This window comes from Vallitalea maricola, from assembly GCF_036985595.1.
Classification (GTDB): domain Bacteria; phylum Bacillota; class Clostridia; order Lachnospirales; family Vallitaleaceae; genus Vallitalea; species Vallitalea maricola.
Map to the genome: position 1 here is coordinate 1 of NZ_BTPU01000008.1, position 18,433 is coordinate 18,433.

At 29.6% G+C, this 18,433-nt stretch carries 13 protein-coding genes; 3 read left to right on the forward strand and 10 right to left on the reverse strand.

Annotated elements, in window-relative coordinates:
• Positions 1-48: 48 nt before the first annotated feature.
• Complete coding sequence (locus AACQ14_RS02835; RefSeq protein ID WP_339362049.1) at positions 49-1,293, reverse strand: ABC transporter substrate-binding protein; 1,245 nt, start codon at positions 1,291-1,293, stop codon at positions 49-51.
• 318 nt (positions 1,294-1,611) lie between these two features.
• Here AACQ14_RS02835 and AACQ14_RS02840 point away from each other — a divergent pair, with 318 nt between their 5' ends.
• Together AACQ14_RS02840 and AACQ14_RS02845 are read left to right on the forward strand one after the other, a co-directional pair.
• Positions 1,612-3,207 (forward strand): response regulator, encoded by a 1,596-nt coding sequence (locus tag AACQ14_RS02840; protein ID WP_339362050.1) that lies wholly within the window; start codon positions 1,612-1,614, stop codon positions 3,205-3,207.
• Between the two features lie 345 nt (positions 3,208-3,552).
• Complete coding sequence (locus AACQ14_RS02845) at positions 3,553-5,259, forward strand: sensor histidine kinase (RefSeq protein WP_339362051.1); 1,707 nt, start codon at positions 3,553-3,555, stop codon at positions 5,257-5,259.
• 6 nt (positions 5,260-5,265) lie between these two features.
• On the opposite strand, the gene AACQ14_RS02850 is transcribed toward AACQ14_RS02845, so the two are convergent.
• The 7 genes from AACQ14_RS02850 to AACQ14_RS02880 all read right to left on the reverse strand — a co-directional run bounded on the left by AACQ14_RS02850 (position 5,266) and on the right by AACQ14_RS02880 (position 14,017).
• The gene (locus AACQ14_RS02850; RefSeq protein ID WP_339362052.1) at positions 5,266-6,270 is read right to left on the reverse strand and encodes a CotS family spore coat protein; all 1,005 of its coding nucleotides are present in this window, start codon (positions 6,268-6,270) and stop codon (positions 5,266-5,268) included.
• Between the two features lie 231 nt (positions 6,271-6,501).
• Entirely contained in the window at positions 6,502-7,842 is a 1,341-nt protein-coding gene (locus AACQ14_RS02855; protein WP_339362053.1) for a CCA tRNA nucleotidyltransferase, read from the reverse strand.
• Positions 7,843-7,868: 26 nt separating this feature from the next.
• Positions 7,869-8,918 (reverse strand): type I phosphomannose isomerase catalytic subunit, encoded by a 1,050-nt coding sequence (locus tag AACQ14_RS02860; protein WP_339362054.1) that lies wholly within the window; start codon positions 8,916-8,918, stop codon positions 7,869-7,871.
• Between the two features lie 87 nt (positions 8,919-9,005).
• Entirely contained in the window at positions 9,006-9,665 is a 660-nt protein-coding gene (locus AACQ14_RS02865) for a polysaccharide deacetylase family protein (RefSeq protein WP_339362055.1), read from the reverse strand.
• A 663-nt stretch (positions 9,666-10,328) separates the two neighbouring features.
• The gene (locus AACQ14_RS02870; protein ID WP_339362056.1) at positions 10,329-11,546 is read right to left on the reverse strand and encodes an ABC transporter permease; all 1,218 of its coding nucleotides are present in this window, start codon (positions 11,544-11,546) and stop codon (positions 10,329-10,331) included.
• 51 nt (positions 11,547-11,597) lie between these two features.
• Positions 11,598-12,371: an ABC transporter ATP-binding protein gene (locus AACQ14_RS02875; protein ID WP_339362057.1), complete on the reverse strand. Its 774-nt coding sequence runs from the start codon at positions 12,369-12,371 to the stop codon at positions 11,598-11,600.
• Positions 12,372-12,751: 380 nt separating this feature from the next.
• On the reverse strand, positions 12,752-14,017 hold the full coding sequence (locus tag AACQ14_RS02880; RefSeq protein WP_339362058.1) for a Gfo/Idh/MocA family protein: 1,266 nt from the start codon (positions 14,015-14,017) through the stop codon (positions 12,752-12,754).
• Between the two features lie 461 nt (positions 14,018-14,478).
• On the opposite strand from AACQ14_RS02880, the gene AACQ14_RS02885 reads away from it, so the two are divergent.
• On the forward strand, positions 14,479-15,600 hold the full coding sequence (locus tag AACQ14_RS02885; protein ID WP_339362059.1) for a GNAT family N-acetyltransferase: 1,122 nt from the start codon (positions 14,479-14,481) through the stop codon (positions 15,598-15,600).
• Positions 15,601-15,816: 216 nt separating this feature from the next.
• On the opposite strand, the gene AACQ14_RS02890 is transcribed toward AACQ14_RS02885, so the two are convergent.
• Positions 15,817-17,094 carry an L-cysteine desulfidase family protein gene (locus AACQ14_RS02890; RefSeq protein ID WP_339362060.1) on the reverse strand — a complete coding sequence of 426 codons (1,278 nt, stop codon included), beginning with the start codon at positions 17,092-17,094 and terminating at the stop codon, positions 15,817-15,819.
• Positions 17,095-17,285: 191 nt separating this feature from the next.
• Positions 17,286-18,401 carry a Card1-like endonuclease domain-containing protein gene (locus tag AACQ14_RS02895; RefSeq protein WP_339362061.1) on the reverse strand — a complete coding sequence of 372 codons (1,116 nt, stop codon included), beginning with the start codon at positions 18,399-18,401 and terminating at the stop codon, positions 17,286-17,288.
• Positions 18,402-18,433: the final 32 nt, after the last annotated feature.

The window sequence follows — 18,433 nt, forward strand, 5'->3', positions numbered from 1 at the left end:
CACTAACTTGCGTTAGTGCAACAGCCCCTCTTAGTACCCTATTCATTTCTATTTTGTAAGGGCTATTTCATTAAGCATATTCGTAATATCAGCTAATCCCTCATCTACGGTCCTTTCCCCCTTTAATATTTCGTGATAAATATTAAACCTTATTCTCTCTTGCTCATTGTCAAGTATATGACATTCATCGAATAACATTTCTTTTTCTGGCAGAAATTCCTTTGGTGTTTTTACGTCCTCAAAGGAATGTAATTCTTCCAGTTTCATATTATATGTAGGCATGATATACCCTTCTTCATACATATAAGTTCCCCACTCTTTAGATGTTAATTTGTTACACAACTTCAAGATGTCTTCCCCATGTTCTGATTCCTTATTTATTCCAATAAGCATACCAGGTATACTTATGTTGTCATCTGCTATATCTTCTTGACTAAGTATTGGAACTTGACTTATTCCTATATTCATATCTTCCTGAGAAGCCAGCCAAAAGTAATCTTCATTGGATATAATCATCATGCCAATATTGCTTTCGGAAAATTGTTTCATCACACTATCTTTTTTTAACTCCATTGCATACTCTAGAGTTCCACTTTCTTGTCTTATCTTAATCATCTTTTCAAACCAATCTTTATAGATTGTAAAATCATACTTATTTTGGTGGTGATTATAATAATCACGACCAATCATTTTATTCACATCTTCTAAAAGACTCATAAAACCGCTTTCTTCATCTTTTAAATATAAGGCAAAACCATAACTATCCCCAATTTTCATTTTACTTATAAAAATAGCGTATTCATATAATTCTTCTAACGTTTTGGGTGGTTTTTCTGGATCCAGTCCAACTTCTCTAAATATATCTTTATTATAAACCAAGCGATAGGTGCTCATCCCTAGTGGTAAGACATAATTATATGGTTTATTAAATTGTTTGTCCATATATATATCGATAGGTAACAACCAGTCTTTCTCAACATATGTATCCACCCAGTCTTTCTCAAGCATAAAAATATCTGGTTTGTCATGGGATAGCATCTTCATATTAAGAACATATTGGTATTCATCATAAGCCACTTTTTTAATATTTATTTTCACATCACTTGTTTTATTATAATCTTCTATTAATTTTTCTAATGGTGTTTTTTTATCTCCCATCACTTTGATCATAAAAGTAATACTATCTTCACTTTGTTCTTCTAATTCAATATGTTTGTGTATGGCATTTTTACTTCCACATCCCACATTTAATAAAATAATCACTCCTATAATGAATGATAATCGTATTTTCATTTATAAAATCATTCCTTTCGCTTCACTCAAGGTTATTGACTTATCTCCATTGTAATCCCTACTATTTTACAATACTTACTTTACATTTTCAAGTAATCTAAAAATCTCATCATAAAACGAGTCCAATTGTGCTTGAAAACATATTAAGAATCATGTATACTTTTTGTAAAACTCTTTTAATATAACTCTACATAAAGAGATAATGTCTTAATTTATTCATTTTATCTTTATGGTTACATCTTTATCGGATTTTAGATATCGTTTAAATAAAAAATTACAATTACATTACCTTTTATAACTTATGAGGAGTGGATAAAAATGTTAACAATGATTATAGCTGATGATGAAATTCTTGTAAGAGAAGGCCTCAAAAATATCCTTCCATGGGAAGATTATAAAATAAAAATAGTAGCGTCGACTAAAAATGGAATGGAGACCCTCCATGCATGTCAAGAACTTAAACCGGATATCCTATTTACTGATATTCGAATGCCTCATTTATCTGGTATCCAAGTGGCCCAAAAGCTATCTCAACAGAATAGTAAAACAAGAATTATCATTATCAGTGGTATTGAAGATTTTTCTTATGCTCAGCAAGCTATAGAGCTAAATGCTGAGGGATATTTATTAAAACCTATCAAAAAAAAGAAGTTAATCGAAATTGTTGAAAATGTGGTCAAAGCCATCCATGATGAGAAAGAACATGCCGTTAAATTTAAAGAACTTAAAAACCAGCTTTACAGCCATATGCCCGCTATAAAGGAGCGATTTCTCAGTAATATTGTATTCAGAAAATACTCTAACGAAAAAACAATTTATGACAAATGTGACTTCTTGAATATACCTTTTACCCATTCTAATCCATATATATTATGTAAGATGGTTATCGATGAAATAGACATTATTTTTTCTCAAAATAATGAAGAAAATTATGAACTTATATTAATGTCTATCATTAATATAATAAATGAAATCTTAACTAACTATAGTCAAGGTATTTGTTTTAACCAGAATGAAAGTGAGTTTATTATAATATTTAATTATGATAATATGAATGATATTAACCGTATTTGTGAAGACATATTAACATCACTCAATCATTATATTCAAATAAAAGTTTCGATAGGTATTGGTAAAAAAGTGGAATCAATATTATCCTTATTTGATTCCTATAAATCAGCCGAAACGTCTCTAGAATATAAATTTTATTCAGGGATTAATACCATTATTAATGCAGAAGATTTATCCTATAAACCTGTTTCTCTAGAATATGTTCAGCTTCACGTAATAGGGGAAAAACTTATAAATGGGATTAAAATAGGTAACCTGACTACTGTTAATGATGTTCTTTCTGAAATTTTCGCCTATATTGAAAGTTCTTCTTATAAAACAGAGGAATATACAAAAAACATATTTACAGAACTTATTTTTATTACCGCACGTTCTTTATATGAAATACAAGAACAAATGAATAACATTGTTGGAGAACCTATCCATCTATCCAATTTCATCTATCAATTAGATACCTATGATGATTTAAAAATATACATTATAAAACTTTTTGAGGAAATTACAGCTTATTTTAGCCATAAAGTTAATCAAAAAAATACATATGTTATCAATCAAGTTAGAGAAATTATAAGACAGCAATATACTAACAATTTAACGGTTAAATTAATATCAGATCAAATAGGACTAACACCAAACTATATCAGTCAAATCTTTAAAAAAGATACTGGCTTAACTATTACAAAATACCTCACAGACGTAAGAATAAATGCTGCAAAAGAACTTCTCAAAGATAGCAACTTCAAAGTTTTTGAAGTTGCTGAAATGGTTGGGTTTGATAACCCCTACTACTTTAGTACTGTATTTAAAAAAGTTACAGGTATGCATCCTTCAAAATTCCGATAAAAAATTGACTGGATAATCCCCTATTCAATGGTGTAAAAAAAAGAGGATAAAATTTTAGTCCAGTTGTGCTTGAAAACATAGTAAGATTCATGTATACTTTTTGTAATACTTTTTTTATTTTAATCTTACATGAAAGATATTCATGACAATACTTTGCCATATGGTGATACTATGAAAAAGATAATATCTATTTTAAAATACTGTAGCGTTAAATTTTCCACAATTAAAAATCAACTTATTTTATTTTTTATAATATTAGCGATAATTCCAACTGGAATTATCTCTTCGATTTTTTATACAAAATCAACGGAAAATTTAACTAAAAAAACCCAAAATATCCTTCAAATGAACTTTCATCTACTTGAAAATAATATTTTAAAGGAGATTAATCTTATCGATAAAGTTGTTAATCAAATATATTTAGATGATAAAATGATTGACTTATTGTCTTATTCACCATCTACACGCCGTTACTTTTATCTTTTTTTAAAATATAAGTTTGTAAATGATATTACGGGTATAACTCAGTCATCAGAATTTGAAAATATTCTGAATACCTATACGTCAACGTTGGATTATTCCAATCAATCTCAAGCTAAGCTCTATGTATATAATAATGGTTTTGGTACTTACAAATTTCCATCTAATGTATTTGATCTTTCCATTGTACAATCAACCCCCTGGTATGTGGATGTTCCTGCTGACTCGAGCCCTCATATCATGTATTTTCCAAAAAGTCAGAACAGGAACTTACCTCAAGGTGTGAATTATGTTCGGCGATTATATGGGTTAAAAAATTATAATCTTACTTTTTCAACATTAGTAACCATTGAATTACCTATGGATGAGATTACTAATATGTTAACCAGTTTAAAGCCTACAAAAGGCAGCCAGCTATTTTTAATCAATGAAGATAATATCATTATATCGAGCACACAGAAAGATTTAATTTTTACATCCTGTAAAGACTCTTATTTATCATCTTTACCTGACATTTATTCAGAAAATAGTTTTACAACAAATATTGTTGACAACATGAGTACTAAAACGCTTTTATCAACTACATCCATACCTAACTTTAATTGGAAAATTGTTTCATTAACACCACTTAATGAAATTAATCAGGATATTTATCAAATACAACAACTAATTAAATTAGTCGTCATTATTATCCTTTTATTTAGTTTCATAATTGCTTTATTTTTGGCTAATCGAATATCTAATCCCATAAAAAAACTGATTAGTTCCATGTCTTCACTTGATGCGGACAACTTATATGTGGAAATTAAAGACTATCATTTTAACGATGAATTTAGCTATCTGATTAATCATTATAATGCAACTAACAAAAAGATTAGAGATCTCATAAAAATGTTAACAGAAACTGAAAAACTGAAAAAAGAAGCTGAATTCAAAGCTTTACAGGCTCAAATAAATCCTCATTTTTTATATAATACCCTTGATGCTGTTAACTGGTTATCATTAAAATATGATGCTGAAGATATTAGTACTATGGTTACATCTTTATCTGATTTTTTTAGATATAGTTTAAGTAAAGGCAAAACAATTATTCCTCTAAAAAACGAATTAATTCAAACAGAAAGTTATTTAACTATTCAAAAAATACGCTTTCCAAATATAATTGACTATTCTATTTACTGTGATGATGCTATAAAAGAATGCTCCATTGTAAAGCTTACCCTTCAACCTTTAGTTGAAAATGCCATTATTCATGGTATTGAACCAACGGATGAACCTGGTTTTATAGGTATTAACTGCATAAAAAAAGAAGATACCATTATAATTGAAGTACAAGATAACGGCATAGGTGCTGATGTAGATACACTTAATTATTTATTAAATAATGAATCCATCCATAATCGTTCGTATGGGTTAAAAAATGTCAATCAAAGAATTAAAAATTATTATGGTGAATCTTATGGCATTTTATTTACAGAAAATAATCCAAAAGGATTAACAGCTACAATTACATTACCTTGTATAACTTACGAAGAAATGGATAAAAATGTTAACAATGATAATCGCAGATGATGAAATCTACCAATTAACTTCTAAGTTTTTCTTCAATGCTTTTATAAAGTCTTCTTTTTTATCTTTTTGATTAATTAATTTATTAATCTTCACTAGGCTCTGTTTTGGCTTCCAAGCTCTATTTAGATTAAAGTAATAGTTGCTGATTTTCCAGAATTTCTCTGGATACATAATAAGATAAAGAAGTATATTTAATTCTCCTTTACTCAATGGATTAATACTTACATATTTGTCAATTGCTTTAATACCTAATTGTATATTCCATTCATTTTTTTCTAATACTTTTCTAAGGAGACGATATAAATCAATTACTGGAAGGTCTATATTACAGTATTCAAAATTCATCGTATATATTTTTTTATTACTGACTAATATATTATGATGTATATATTGTCCGTGTATAATGACATTTTTATTATAATATTGATCTACTAAATTATTGTATTCTGATAATTCTATCAATGAAAGTGCTTCTGCTGCTTTTTGATAATAGTAATTAAAGCTGCTTAAAAAACAAATATCAAACTCGGACCATTTACCAATTTTTCGAATTTTATTTCTAATTCTAACTAACTCAATATTATGTCTATCTAACTTACTTGATAATGTGCCTAATTTCACGTAGTTTTTATATCTATTACATCTTGGAAAATTAGTACCACATTTATGTAATATAGCTAAATTTTTAACAGAATCATATATCTCTTCCTCATCATTAAAGAATATTTCTCTCCCGTTTACCCAATTTTTCATAATATAAACTGTACCATCATCTTCACAATACGGATTATTATCTCTTGATAGTGTTAGTCTATCAATATTACTAAATCCATTTTCATGTAAATATTCTTCTATTTCATACATAAATTTTATTTTTTCTCGATGCATTCGGATTTCCTTAAATAATTTCAAACCCTTATTAGTATCTAATATATATGCCCCTCGTCCTTTATAACCGTTTTTTACTTTAACATCAAATTGTTCAAAAATGTTATTGTATTCCTCAAGCATCTAATCACCTCAACTTAGTCCTAACTATAATATTTTTTATCAGAATTTAAGACATCTTAATCCCATGCCCTACTTTAAAATATATGAAGAAGTTAAGCAGATTATGAGGACAGGAAATTAATATTTTACTACAATGATATAGGCAAAATAAAAAACCCCAATATATTGTATTGTTTTTTTTCAAACATCAATATATTGGGGTTCCAAAATTCTAATTAATTATAAAATTTTTTATTCTTTTATTTCATCTACTATTCTTAATAACTCTTCCTTATCATTTCTAGCTGGTTCTTCTATAACTATATCCAATAGTTTATTAAGAATAATTCCTATCTGACGACCTTCTTTTATACCATGTTCCATCAAGTCTCTTCCATCAACCTTAAGTTCTCTTATGCTTATACACTGCTCTTTCTCTTTAATTTCTGCGTATTTTTTTTCAGCATTTTCTAACTTTAAGAGTCTATCATCCATCTTATCTGGATTTTGAGCCTTGATATCTGCTCTTTGAACAAGTACGAAGTCATCAAATAATTCATATCCCAACTTTCTTAATAGTCTTCTTATACTTTTTGAGCTATTTTCTAATCTGATATCATGGAATTCTATTAACTTGACAACTTTATCAATAGTCTTATTATCAAATTTTAATCTTTTAAGAATATCTTTAGCCATTTTTGCACTGATACCTTCATGTCCATAGAAATGGTCTATGCCTAATTCGTCAGTAGTTTTTACTCTTGGTTTTCCAATATCATGCAACAACATGGTCCATCTAAGAGCTTTATCAGCTTTTATAGCATTAACAGACCTAAGTATGTGCTCGTGAATATCATAGCTATGATAGGGGTGATTCTGAGAATTACCTATACATGGCATGAACTCAGGTAGTATATACTCCATTAGATTACAATCATATATTTCCATTATCATATTAGGGTTATTGGATATCAGTGTCTTGTTAAGTTCCACTTGTATCCGCTCCATACTGACATTTTTAATAAGTGATGAACACGCTGTTATAGCATCTCTGGTCTCCTTATTTATCTTATAACCCAATTGAGCTGAAAATCTAATGGCTCTTAACATTCTAAGTGCATCTTCATTAAATCTTTCTATTGGGTTACCAACGCAACGGATAATACCATTTTCCAAGTCTTCTATACCACCAAAAGCATCTACCAATCCTGTTATATGGTTATAAGCCATAGCATTTATGGTAAAATCTCTTCTTTTAAGGTCTTCTACCAGATCATTAGTGAATTCAACGGAGTTTGGTCTCCTATTATCTTCATATTCCCCATCAATTCTATATGTTGTAACTTCAATAGGGTGTTTATCCATAAGTATGGTTACAGTTCCATGCTGCAACCCTGTATCAATGGTTTTGGTAAATAACCTTTTAACTTCATTGGGCAATGCAGATGTTGTTATATCCCAATCATTAGGTTTTTTACCTATGATACTATCTCTTACGCATCCGCCAACCAAATAGGCCTCATACCCATTGTCAGTTAGTTTATCTATTATATTCTTGGCATAATTAGGTATATCTATTTTAATTCTATCCATAAAAATCATTCCTCTAAGCTGGTCTATCAGTCAATCCTTACACGACTCTTTATATCATCTCTACTATATCCAGCAATCTCTAATCTACTAATAACATCTTTTTCTATATCAGGTATATAAGTTTTGACTAATGAAGCGTCTCCTTCTAATTCATAATCACCAAGTGAAGCTGGTATCATAAAAGAGTCTCCTAATCTAAAGTCGTATTCAATATTATTATATACTACTTTACCGCTACCTGATATACACATGTATATAGAAAATTTATTATTTGTTCTTTCTTTTAGCTTTCTTTTTAAACCTATCTTCTCTAATGAAAAATATTTATTAGCCACATAATAGATTATTTCGTTTTCACCATCTTTTATACCAAGCCCTGTTACTACGTCTTTACTATGCTTACCTTCAAAATCAATGACATCCAATGATTTCTCAACATGAAGCTCTCTCATGTTACCGTCAAGACCAACACGATTCCAATCATAAACTCTATATGTAGTATCTGAATTCTGTTGTATTTCAGCTAATAAAATACCATCTTCTATTGCATGAACAAACCCCGCTGGTATATTGATAACATCTCCCGCTTCTACTTCTACTTCATTTAAAACTTGTTCAAGATGTCCTTCCTTAAGAGCTTTTGTAAAATCATCTTTAGAAACATTGTCTTTCAGTCCTGCTATTAGTTTAGCACCAGGCGCTGCATCTAAGATATACCAAGCTTCACTCTTACCTAATTCACCATTTTCGTATTTCATAGCATATTGATCTTCAGGATGAACTTGAACTGACAGTTTGTCTTTGGCATCAATAAATTTTATTAATAATGGAAATTTGTCATTACTATCTATTTTATAACCCACTAATTCTTCCGAGTTGTTTTCTAATACTTCTTTTAAAGTTCTTCCTTTTAATCTTCCATTTTTAATAATAGAATTACCATTATCATGGCAGGCAACTTCCCAACTTTCCCCTGTATGTTCATAAGGAATATCTTTATTTAATTTATCTTGTAATAAAGTTCCTCCCCAAACTCTTTCTTTAAAATCTGGTTCAAAAAATAATGGATATAACATATTCTTCTCCTCTCATAACTTTATACTGTTTTCATCTGTCGCTTAGATTATATCAAAGCTTATATTTTTTGTATAGCTGTAAAAATATTATATTTCATTAATATACTTCTCATAAAAGCTTTCAATTTCACTATCATCAATATCATTAAACTCTATTTCATATTCAGCATGGTCACCTAAAACATGTATTACCTCCACACTTATACCTAAAGTACTCTCACTTATATAAAAATTATTTGATGCTAATTTATTATTAAGTTCCTCTGTAGATAAATCTTCTAAAAGGCCGATCTGTTCACTTCTTACGGCACTAAAGTTATCACTTTGGAATTTGTCCAAAAAAGTTTCATCTATATCAACAACATCTGACAATTTCAATATAGTCTGATTTTGGGTATCGATATTAGTAGTATAGAAAATATTATCTGGATAAACTGATTTTTTTTCATTACCTAGTCCTGAATATTTTATACTCATTATTTTTTCATTACAAAATGAAATTTCATAATCAATCTCAAGACTGGATAAATTATCTATATCATACTGATTCATAATTTTTAATGCTTCATCTGCTATTAACTTATTCAATGTTTTTATTTCTTCTTTATTATTCTTATTTTCAAACTGTGGATAATTTATAAGTATTTTACCCTCTGAATATGTATCTTTAATAATATTCATTTTACTGGCTGAACACGAAACAAGCATAAGTACTGCTACAATAATTACTAATATTTTTTTCAACAATAGGATTCCTTCTTTCTTCTTATATCATTTGTCGGGATTTTCTACATCATCTTCAATTCATATTTAATTTTAATCTTTTAGATATTCTATATTATAATGAGAGAAAAATCAATGTATCAAAATATAGAAGATGATAATTTAAGTATTGTAATTATTGAAGTATTGACGTACAGAAGTTTAATGTTCAGCTTCCGTAAATGCCAGCTCTATAATATTTCCTTATGGCTAATACCATCTGTAAGGTCTTATAGGTGATGCTATTACTTTTCATTATAATCCCAGAGCTAAAAGTTATATTCCTAGCCAAGTGGATGTATAGGTATAGGAAATGAGTGACTTTTAAATAATGGTTAGAAAATCTTAGTGAGTGGAAAGGTATATTCCGTTAAGAAGCTTAAATGTTTGACCGTAGGGAGTTTTTAAGCTTTAGGAATATACCTTGGAACGAACTTAGATTTTCTTCCATTATTTAACATGAACGAATTTCCTATACCTATACATTCACGATCGGATTGTACGATACAAGTCATCATATAACTACGTTTTTTTAATCTTCATACTATAAATCAACCTATTCATCCCAATAAAAAACATCTACCCAGTTATTATCCATATCCAATAATAATATAAGCAGATGTTTTTAACTTCAATAACTAATATTTATTATGCATTCAACATTACCTTTTCATCATTGAACGTAAGAGTTATCAACCTAACCAATATTAAACTAACAACAAATGATGATATAGCTGTCACTAAAAACTGATTCATTGTCAATTCAAATGATAAAGCCGCTTTTAATGCAGAAACACTTCCATATACAGGGATAGCATAGTGATAAAGTTCTGTTGCTCCTCCCCCAAACATAGTTGAAAATGCCGCAATCATAACAACCATAAATACTGGTGTTACATATGTTCCAGCTTCTTTAACTGTTCTAGCTCTAACAGATAACAGACAAATAAGTCCTACATATATACCAACAAGAGTAATCATAATAATCAATAACTGTATCAACTGAAAACTTGAAAATTGTAAAGCTCCAAGATTCATGTCTGCTCCACCAGTCAACATTTTTGATGAAAATGGCATTGAAGCTATTATGGCAGCAAATGAAACTATGGCACTTACAATAGCCACTATCCCTAGACCAATTACCTTTCCAAGGGCTATTGTCTCCCTCTTAACAGGTGTCAACAATAATGTAGCCATTGTTCCTCTTTCTTTTTCCCCTGCAATAGTATCCATACCTATACCCATTGCTCCAGAGAACAAAATAATCGCTATAAGCATAGGCAATATCATAGAAATTCCTTGACCCGATGCTTTTTTTTCATCAACAACGATTGATTCATTATAATTTCTATCAACATCAAATGCAACAACATTGTTTATATCACCAAATCTATTTGTCAAAATCTGAGTTTCATATTTATTTAAAGCATTATCAACAAATCTTGACCTGGATTCTTGAGAATATTCTTCAGATGGATTGTAAAATGTTTTTACCTCTGGTGGTAATTTGATGTTTTTATAATTATTGACCTTATCTAAAAATCCATCCTCGAACTGAACCATCATGTCAACTTCTCCATTTTTGATTTGTTCTTTTATTGATGTAGTATCCTCATTCATATCTATATAAGTAATATTCATATTCAACTCTTCTTCATTTACAACTTTTTGAAACTGTTCTGGAGCATTTTGAATGTATACTGTAGATGTGTGTTCTTCTATATCATCTATCATATTACTAAGCATACTTCCCATTATTGTATAAATCAGAAAAATACTAAGAGCTGGTAATATAAATGCTGAAAAAACTAATCTACGATCAGTAAAAACTCTTTTTAATTCTTTTTTCAATATATCTTTTAACATAATAATATCGTCCTTTCCTTACATATTTATTGATTAAAATAAATTAGATATCTAGACATTCTTAACAGCCTTCTTATATAATTCAAAGAATGCATCTTCTAGATTTTGTGTACTGGTATCATTTAGTACCTTTTCTATAGTACCCTCTATAACTTTTTTTCCATTAATAATAATAGCTACTCTATCACATAATTTACTAGCAACGGTCATAATATGTGTTGATATGATAACTAATTTTCCTCTTTCTCTTAGGGTTACTAGATATTCTTCAACTGCTCTTGCTGTAATGATATCTAATCCATTAGTTGGTTCATCGAATATAACAATATCAGGATCATGAACAACACTAACAGCAATAGAAAGTTTTTGTTTCATACCTGTTGATAATTCACTAATTTTTTTATCGGCAAACTTATTAATATTAAAATAATCAAAGAGTTCTTTTTTTCTTGAAATTATTTGTTCATTAGTCATTCCATGTAGTTTACCAAAAAACTCCATTGTATAATCAGGTGTAAAGTGTTCATCTAATTTTAATTCATTAGTCAGAAATCCTATTCTTTTTCTAACTTCTGAACTATCTTTTACAACATCATATCCATTAACATTTATAGAACCTTTAGTAGGTTTTAATAGGGTAACTATACTTCTTAGGGTTGTAGTCTTCCCCGCACCATTAGGTCCTAAAAGACCGAATATCTCACCTTGATTAGCAGTAAATGAAACATCATTGACAGCTATCTTAGTATTTTCTTTAGTTTTTAATTCTTTTTTCTGTTTACTATTAAGCTTATATATCTTGGTTAAATTTTTTACTTCTATCATATAACGAACCTCCTATACGTCTTTTTACTGTATATCTTGTATATGCACAGTATATATAGAAGTCTTTATTTTGTCAAGTTAAATTTATATAATAACTAAAATTTTTTAACTTAAAGAAGAATATCATTATTTATATTATAAGTTGATGTTGAAAAACTTATAGCAATAAAACAAAATTAGAAGAAATAATTAAAACTAAGGTAAAGACGAAGATTTTAAGAAAAGACATATTATTGATGATTTTGACAAATATACCTTATAATTGTAGCAAGATAGTGTATATCAAGAAAGAACAGCAGAAAATGAATAAGGCTGCAAATCCATTTAAATTAAATGGACTTGCAGCCTTATTATATTTATTTTAAGTAAAATACAAAATATTATAATTCTAAAAGTTGTTGGGTAAATTCATGTATATGGATAACTTTATCTGTAAGTCTTGACTCTTCTGCTGCAAATGCCATGACGTGACTTTGAACCGATATACTTGCTTCGGTTTTCCCTTTTAGCTTACCACTAGATTTTATAAGTTGAATATAATCCTCCATAAGACCTGTATCACCACCACCATGGCCACCTGCTTGAGCTGCTACATCAATCACTTCTACTTCTTCAGAAGGGAACCGCTTAATTCTTATTTCATTATAATCAAAATCGCCAGTTATTTCACCTTTTGTACCCATTATTTTGATGTGGCGACCACCATCTTTACAAAAAGCAGTCATGGTAAGATGAGCCGTTACGTTATTATCGAAGACCATATTAACCACTTGATGGTCCACAACATCGTTGTCACATTTATAAACACACCGACCATAAGGACCTTCTTCTAAAGCTTTTTTTCGGGCTTCATAGCTTGTATCTGGACTAATCGCCGAGACAGGCCAGTCTGTCTTATCACCAAGATAAATTTTTTCTGCATTATAAGGACATGTATCACCTATGGGACATCCATCAAGACAACGCTCAGGAGCACCTTTTGGTGCATTTTTTTCTTTGTAATAATCAAGAGAACCAAACGAAGAGATTTTCTTACAATGATTCCCCACTAACCATAAAAGAATATCCATATCATGACAACATTTTTGAAGAATCATTGGACTTTGTGTTTTGGAATTACCCCAATTACCTCGAACAAAACTATGGGATTGATGAATACGACCAACATATTCATTATGATTTATGGTCATAATGTCACCAATTACTTTTTCATCTATTAATTCCTTAATTTTTGAGAAAAAATTAGTATAACGTAAAACATGATAAACTGAAAATACTTTGTGGGAATATTGTTTTGCAAGTTCTCCAAGTAAAACACATTCCTTTGGGTTATTAGATAATGGTTTTTCTAATAAAATATGATAATCTTTTTCAAGTGCTAATTTAGTTGGGTCATAATGGGTATCATCCAGAGTACAAATAAAAGCTGCATCAGCTAATTTAGGTTTCTCAAGAAGGTCTTCCCATGTTTTAAAAGCCATATCCTCCGGTATATTATGAGCTTCTATAAATTGTTTTCTTTTTCTATCATTTGGTTCTGCTACTGCCACAAATTTTAAATCTTCTGGATGGTCTAATGCATATGCAGCAAGAACATCTTTTCCTCTTTGACCTGCGCCAATTAAAATCGCTGTTATGGGTTGCATGTGGTAACATCTCCTTTTCAATGAATCATAAAATTTACACATGATTTGTTGTTCTTTATAAGGCTATTATACGTTATGATATTCATTCAATCTTTACGATTTTAGACATATATTTTATTAATTTAGACATATCTATACATAAAAACATTGTAAAATAAAGATAGACCCTTCTTAACGGAGATGTTTAGGGGTCTATATATATTAAGTAACAAACTCAATCTGAATACAATACTTTACAAGTAAAATTTTAGTTAATAATATGGATAAACGCCACTAGAATTAATATATTGATTTTTTTACATTAAATTATAGAAAATTGTTTTTATACTTTTAAGTATTATGATATAATATATTTATGTATGCTATTTGCATATTACAATGAATTTTTAATTATTATTTATTCTTATTGTATTATTCAAACATAAGAACTGAACTTATTTTATATGATTGGGGGACTTTTTGTGATTGAAATCGTTGAAGTTACTTCTAAAAAAAGTTTAAAAGTTTTTGTAAAATTTCCTACTAAGCTGTATAAGAAATGCAGAAATTATATTCCATCACTTCTGGTAGATGAACTTAATACATTAAGAAAAGATAAAAATCCAGCAATGGATTTTTGTGAATCAAAGTATTGGCTAGCATATAAGGACGGTAAAGTTGTGGGAAGAATTGCTGGTATCATAAATTACGCCGCAATTGATCTATGGAATGAAAAAGCTGGTCGTTTTGGCTATATCGACTTCATTGAAGATATTGAAGTTGCAAAACTATTATTAGAAACAGCAGAGGAATGGCTTATCTCAAAAGGAATGACTAAGATTCAAGGTCCTCTTGGTTTTAGCGACTTTGATTTGGAAGGTATGCTTATTAAGGGTTTTGAATACTTAGGAACCATGACTACTATATATAATCATTCATACTATGTAGATTACTTGAAACAACTAGGTTACTCAAAGGATGTAGATTGGCTTGAATATGAGATAATAATTCCTGATAAAGTACCTGAGCCTGTTAAAATAGTGGCAGAACGTTCAATAAAAACTAATAATCTAAAAGTTTTAGAAGCAAAAAGTAAAAAAGACATTATTCCTTACATACCTCACCTATTCTCACTAATCAATTCAGCATTTAAGGAACTATATGAATTTACTCCTTTAACAGATAAACAGATCAAGTTATATACAAAACAATATATAAGTTTCATTAACCCTAATTTCGTAAAGTTTGTTCTAGATGAAAATGATGAATTAATTGCTTATGTCTTAGGTTTTCCTTCTCTTGCAAAAGCAATAAAAAAAGGTAAAGGACGTATTTTACCTTTTGGTTTCATATATCTATTGAAAGCTCTTAAATTAAATAAAAGGTTAGAAATTGTTCAGATAGCAGTTGATCCTAAGTTTCAGAATCGAGGAGTTAATGCTATATTATTCAGGGAACTTATTATATCTTGTAATAAAAAAGGTATACATTCTGCTGACCTTAATCCTCAACTTGAAAGTAATAAAAAAGTTCGTTCTCAATGGCAGAGATTCAAGCATAGACAGCATAAGGTTAGAACATCTTTTTATAAAGAGTTGGCATAAGAATAATATAATTGAATAAGTGGCGTATTTCCGCAGAGAAGGTACAGGGTAATATTACGTCAGCAGATTAAACGTCCGTGTTTAAAACTGCTGAACTCGCCGTCCATGGCTCGCTGCTCCATATTACCCTATACCTTCTCTGCTTGGCTCGTTCTTATTTTAGCTTGATGGTTATCAATATATGTCTTTGTTTATGAACTATTTACCGTATAATAATTATCTGTTACTTTTTGATATCATTATATCTAGTATCATCTTGTCTGTTTCTTCCATTCCTTTTGAGCCTATGCAGGTTAGATTTTTGATGCAGGTTTCTATGTTTTCATCGATGATACCTTCGGTTTTGGTTATTTCAATATCTCCAAGAGAAAGTATGGTTGCATTGAATGAAGCCTCCACTACAGTAGCTACTTTTAAGGCACAACCTGTCTTTGCTCCGTCACATATCATTCCGCTTACATCACCGATCATATTTTTAATGGTTGATTTGATATTATGTATATCGCCGCCTAGAAGGTATGTCATACCACAGCCAGCTCCAATACCTGCTACGATTACTCCACATAAAGCAGATAGTTTTCCGAGATTGGTTTTAATATGTATTGCTACTAGATTACTAAGAATCAAAGCTCTTGCTAATTCTTCTTCGCTTTTATGTAACCATTCTGCTACAGCTACTACTGGTAAAGTAGCAGTTATTCCTTGATTACCACTTCCTGAATTGGTCATAACAGGGAGTGGACATCCTGCCATTCTGGCATCAGATGCAGCTGCTGATAACCTGATGGCGTAGTTTTTCATATCATCAGCAATCAACTTGTTCTGGATATTTTTTTCTATGGTTTTTCCTACTTTTAGTCCATATTCTTTGTTCAAGCCTTCAAGTGCTATTTTTTTATTCATTATGGCACCTTCAAGTATAAACTTTATTTCGTCAAATGGTGTATTCAGTACAAATCTGTAAATACTGTCAATACAAATGGCTACTTTATAGTCTTCTACTTCAACTACTTCAGATAATTTATCCATGAGAACATCATCATTGTAAGATATGAATACTATATCAGTATGACCACCTTGGATTATTACATGAGCTTGATTACTTTTGCCGATTACAGTTGCATCAATATACAACTTACAATCTTTATCTGCAACTTCTATTTTAATTCTATTTTCATCTATAATGTTGTTAGCCTGATTCACATGAGTTTCTTTTACTTTAGATAACACTTCAAGCCCTAATTTGGATTCACCCACAATAGCACCAAGAGCAGCGGCTATATGAATACCAACTTGACTTGTTCCTGGTATACCTACACCCATGGCATTTTTAATGATATTAGGACTTAACAATAGTTCAATTTCTTCTACATCTTCATCTAATACTTCTTTTGCTTTTGCAACACAAAGTGCTATAGCTATTGGTTCAGTACAACCTGTAGCTGGCTTTACTTCTTTATTTATTAAATCTATAAACGATTGAACATTGCACATAAATTAGCCTCACCTTTCATATAATCATCATTATTATTGTACAATAGAAGATACAATAATTACAGTTTTTTAGACTAGATAGGCTAATAAACTTATTTATTAAACCAAAATACAATAAAATCATAGAAATGTAAAGCATTATTTTCACTTTTGTCCCTTATAAACTTAATAAACAAATGTCTATGGTTGAATTATGCATTAATGATATCATATAGACATTTTCTGAATTTATCCACATTTCCATCAAAAAGCACAAGATTTATCCCCATTCTCTCGGCTCTTTCATCCACATATTGACCTTTTGAAGGTTTTGTTGCTACTAGAATCTTCTTAACAGTGGAACCCCCTAGCTGTTCTGCATAGATATCCAGTTCGTTAAGGGCTCCACTATTATATCTTTTGGTATCTTTACAAGATATGCATATTAAAGACGATCCAGCAACTGCTATAACATCCATTTCATTCTCAACTTCAATCTTATCCTCATCCCACAGGAATCTAACCCCTGTTCTCACATCACACACTTTACTGTTTTCTTTAATAATATTATAAGTAAAATGTTCTAGCCAGACTCCAGATAATATATAATTCCTGATATCTTCATTTTTAAATACTATTATTATATTGTTTGCATTTTCTCTAATACTTCTAACACAATTAATACTGAAAAACTTGTTGAATAAATCTTTGATATCTTGATTATTTTCAGGTGACTTGGTGACTATGCTGTCATCAGATTGACTGACCAGATTATTTCTTATATAATCTCTAGTTCTAATCCACAAATTGTAGTTATCAAGTATAATATCAAGCATATTATTATAATCTTCAATTATATAATCAAAGGTCTCATCCGTAACGATTTTACCTCCTGTAATAGAAACATAATCTTTGACACGGAAATTTATATTATCATAATTTATTACTTTAATACCTTTTTTTGTTAGCTTATAAACCTTTTCTTCTCCAATATCCATATATATCAAATTAATATCATGATCAATCATTGCTTGATGTGCAATAACAGCTGATAGATTATCTCCAGATGAAATATTGATTATTGTGTCTTGTTCAATATGATTATCAATTATTTTTTTTAACTGTAAAGGATTAGTATAACTTTTTTCTATTATCCTAGTACTATCTAACTGCTTGCTCAGGAATCTTCGCATATCAGTTAGTACATCAACCGAAGCCTTACTTTCATTAGCAATATTAATAACTTTCCCCGGTTTTATGAATTTAGAAATATAGGCTACATCATCATTAAAATCATCTAATATATTAATCAGCGTATTACATTTCATGTTTTTCACAACCTTTGATATTATTTTACTTA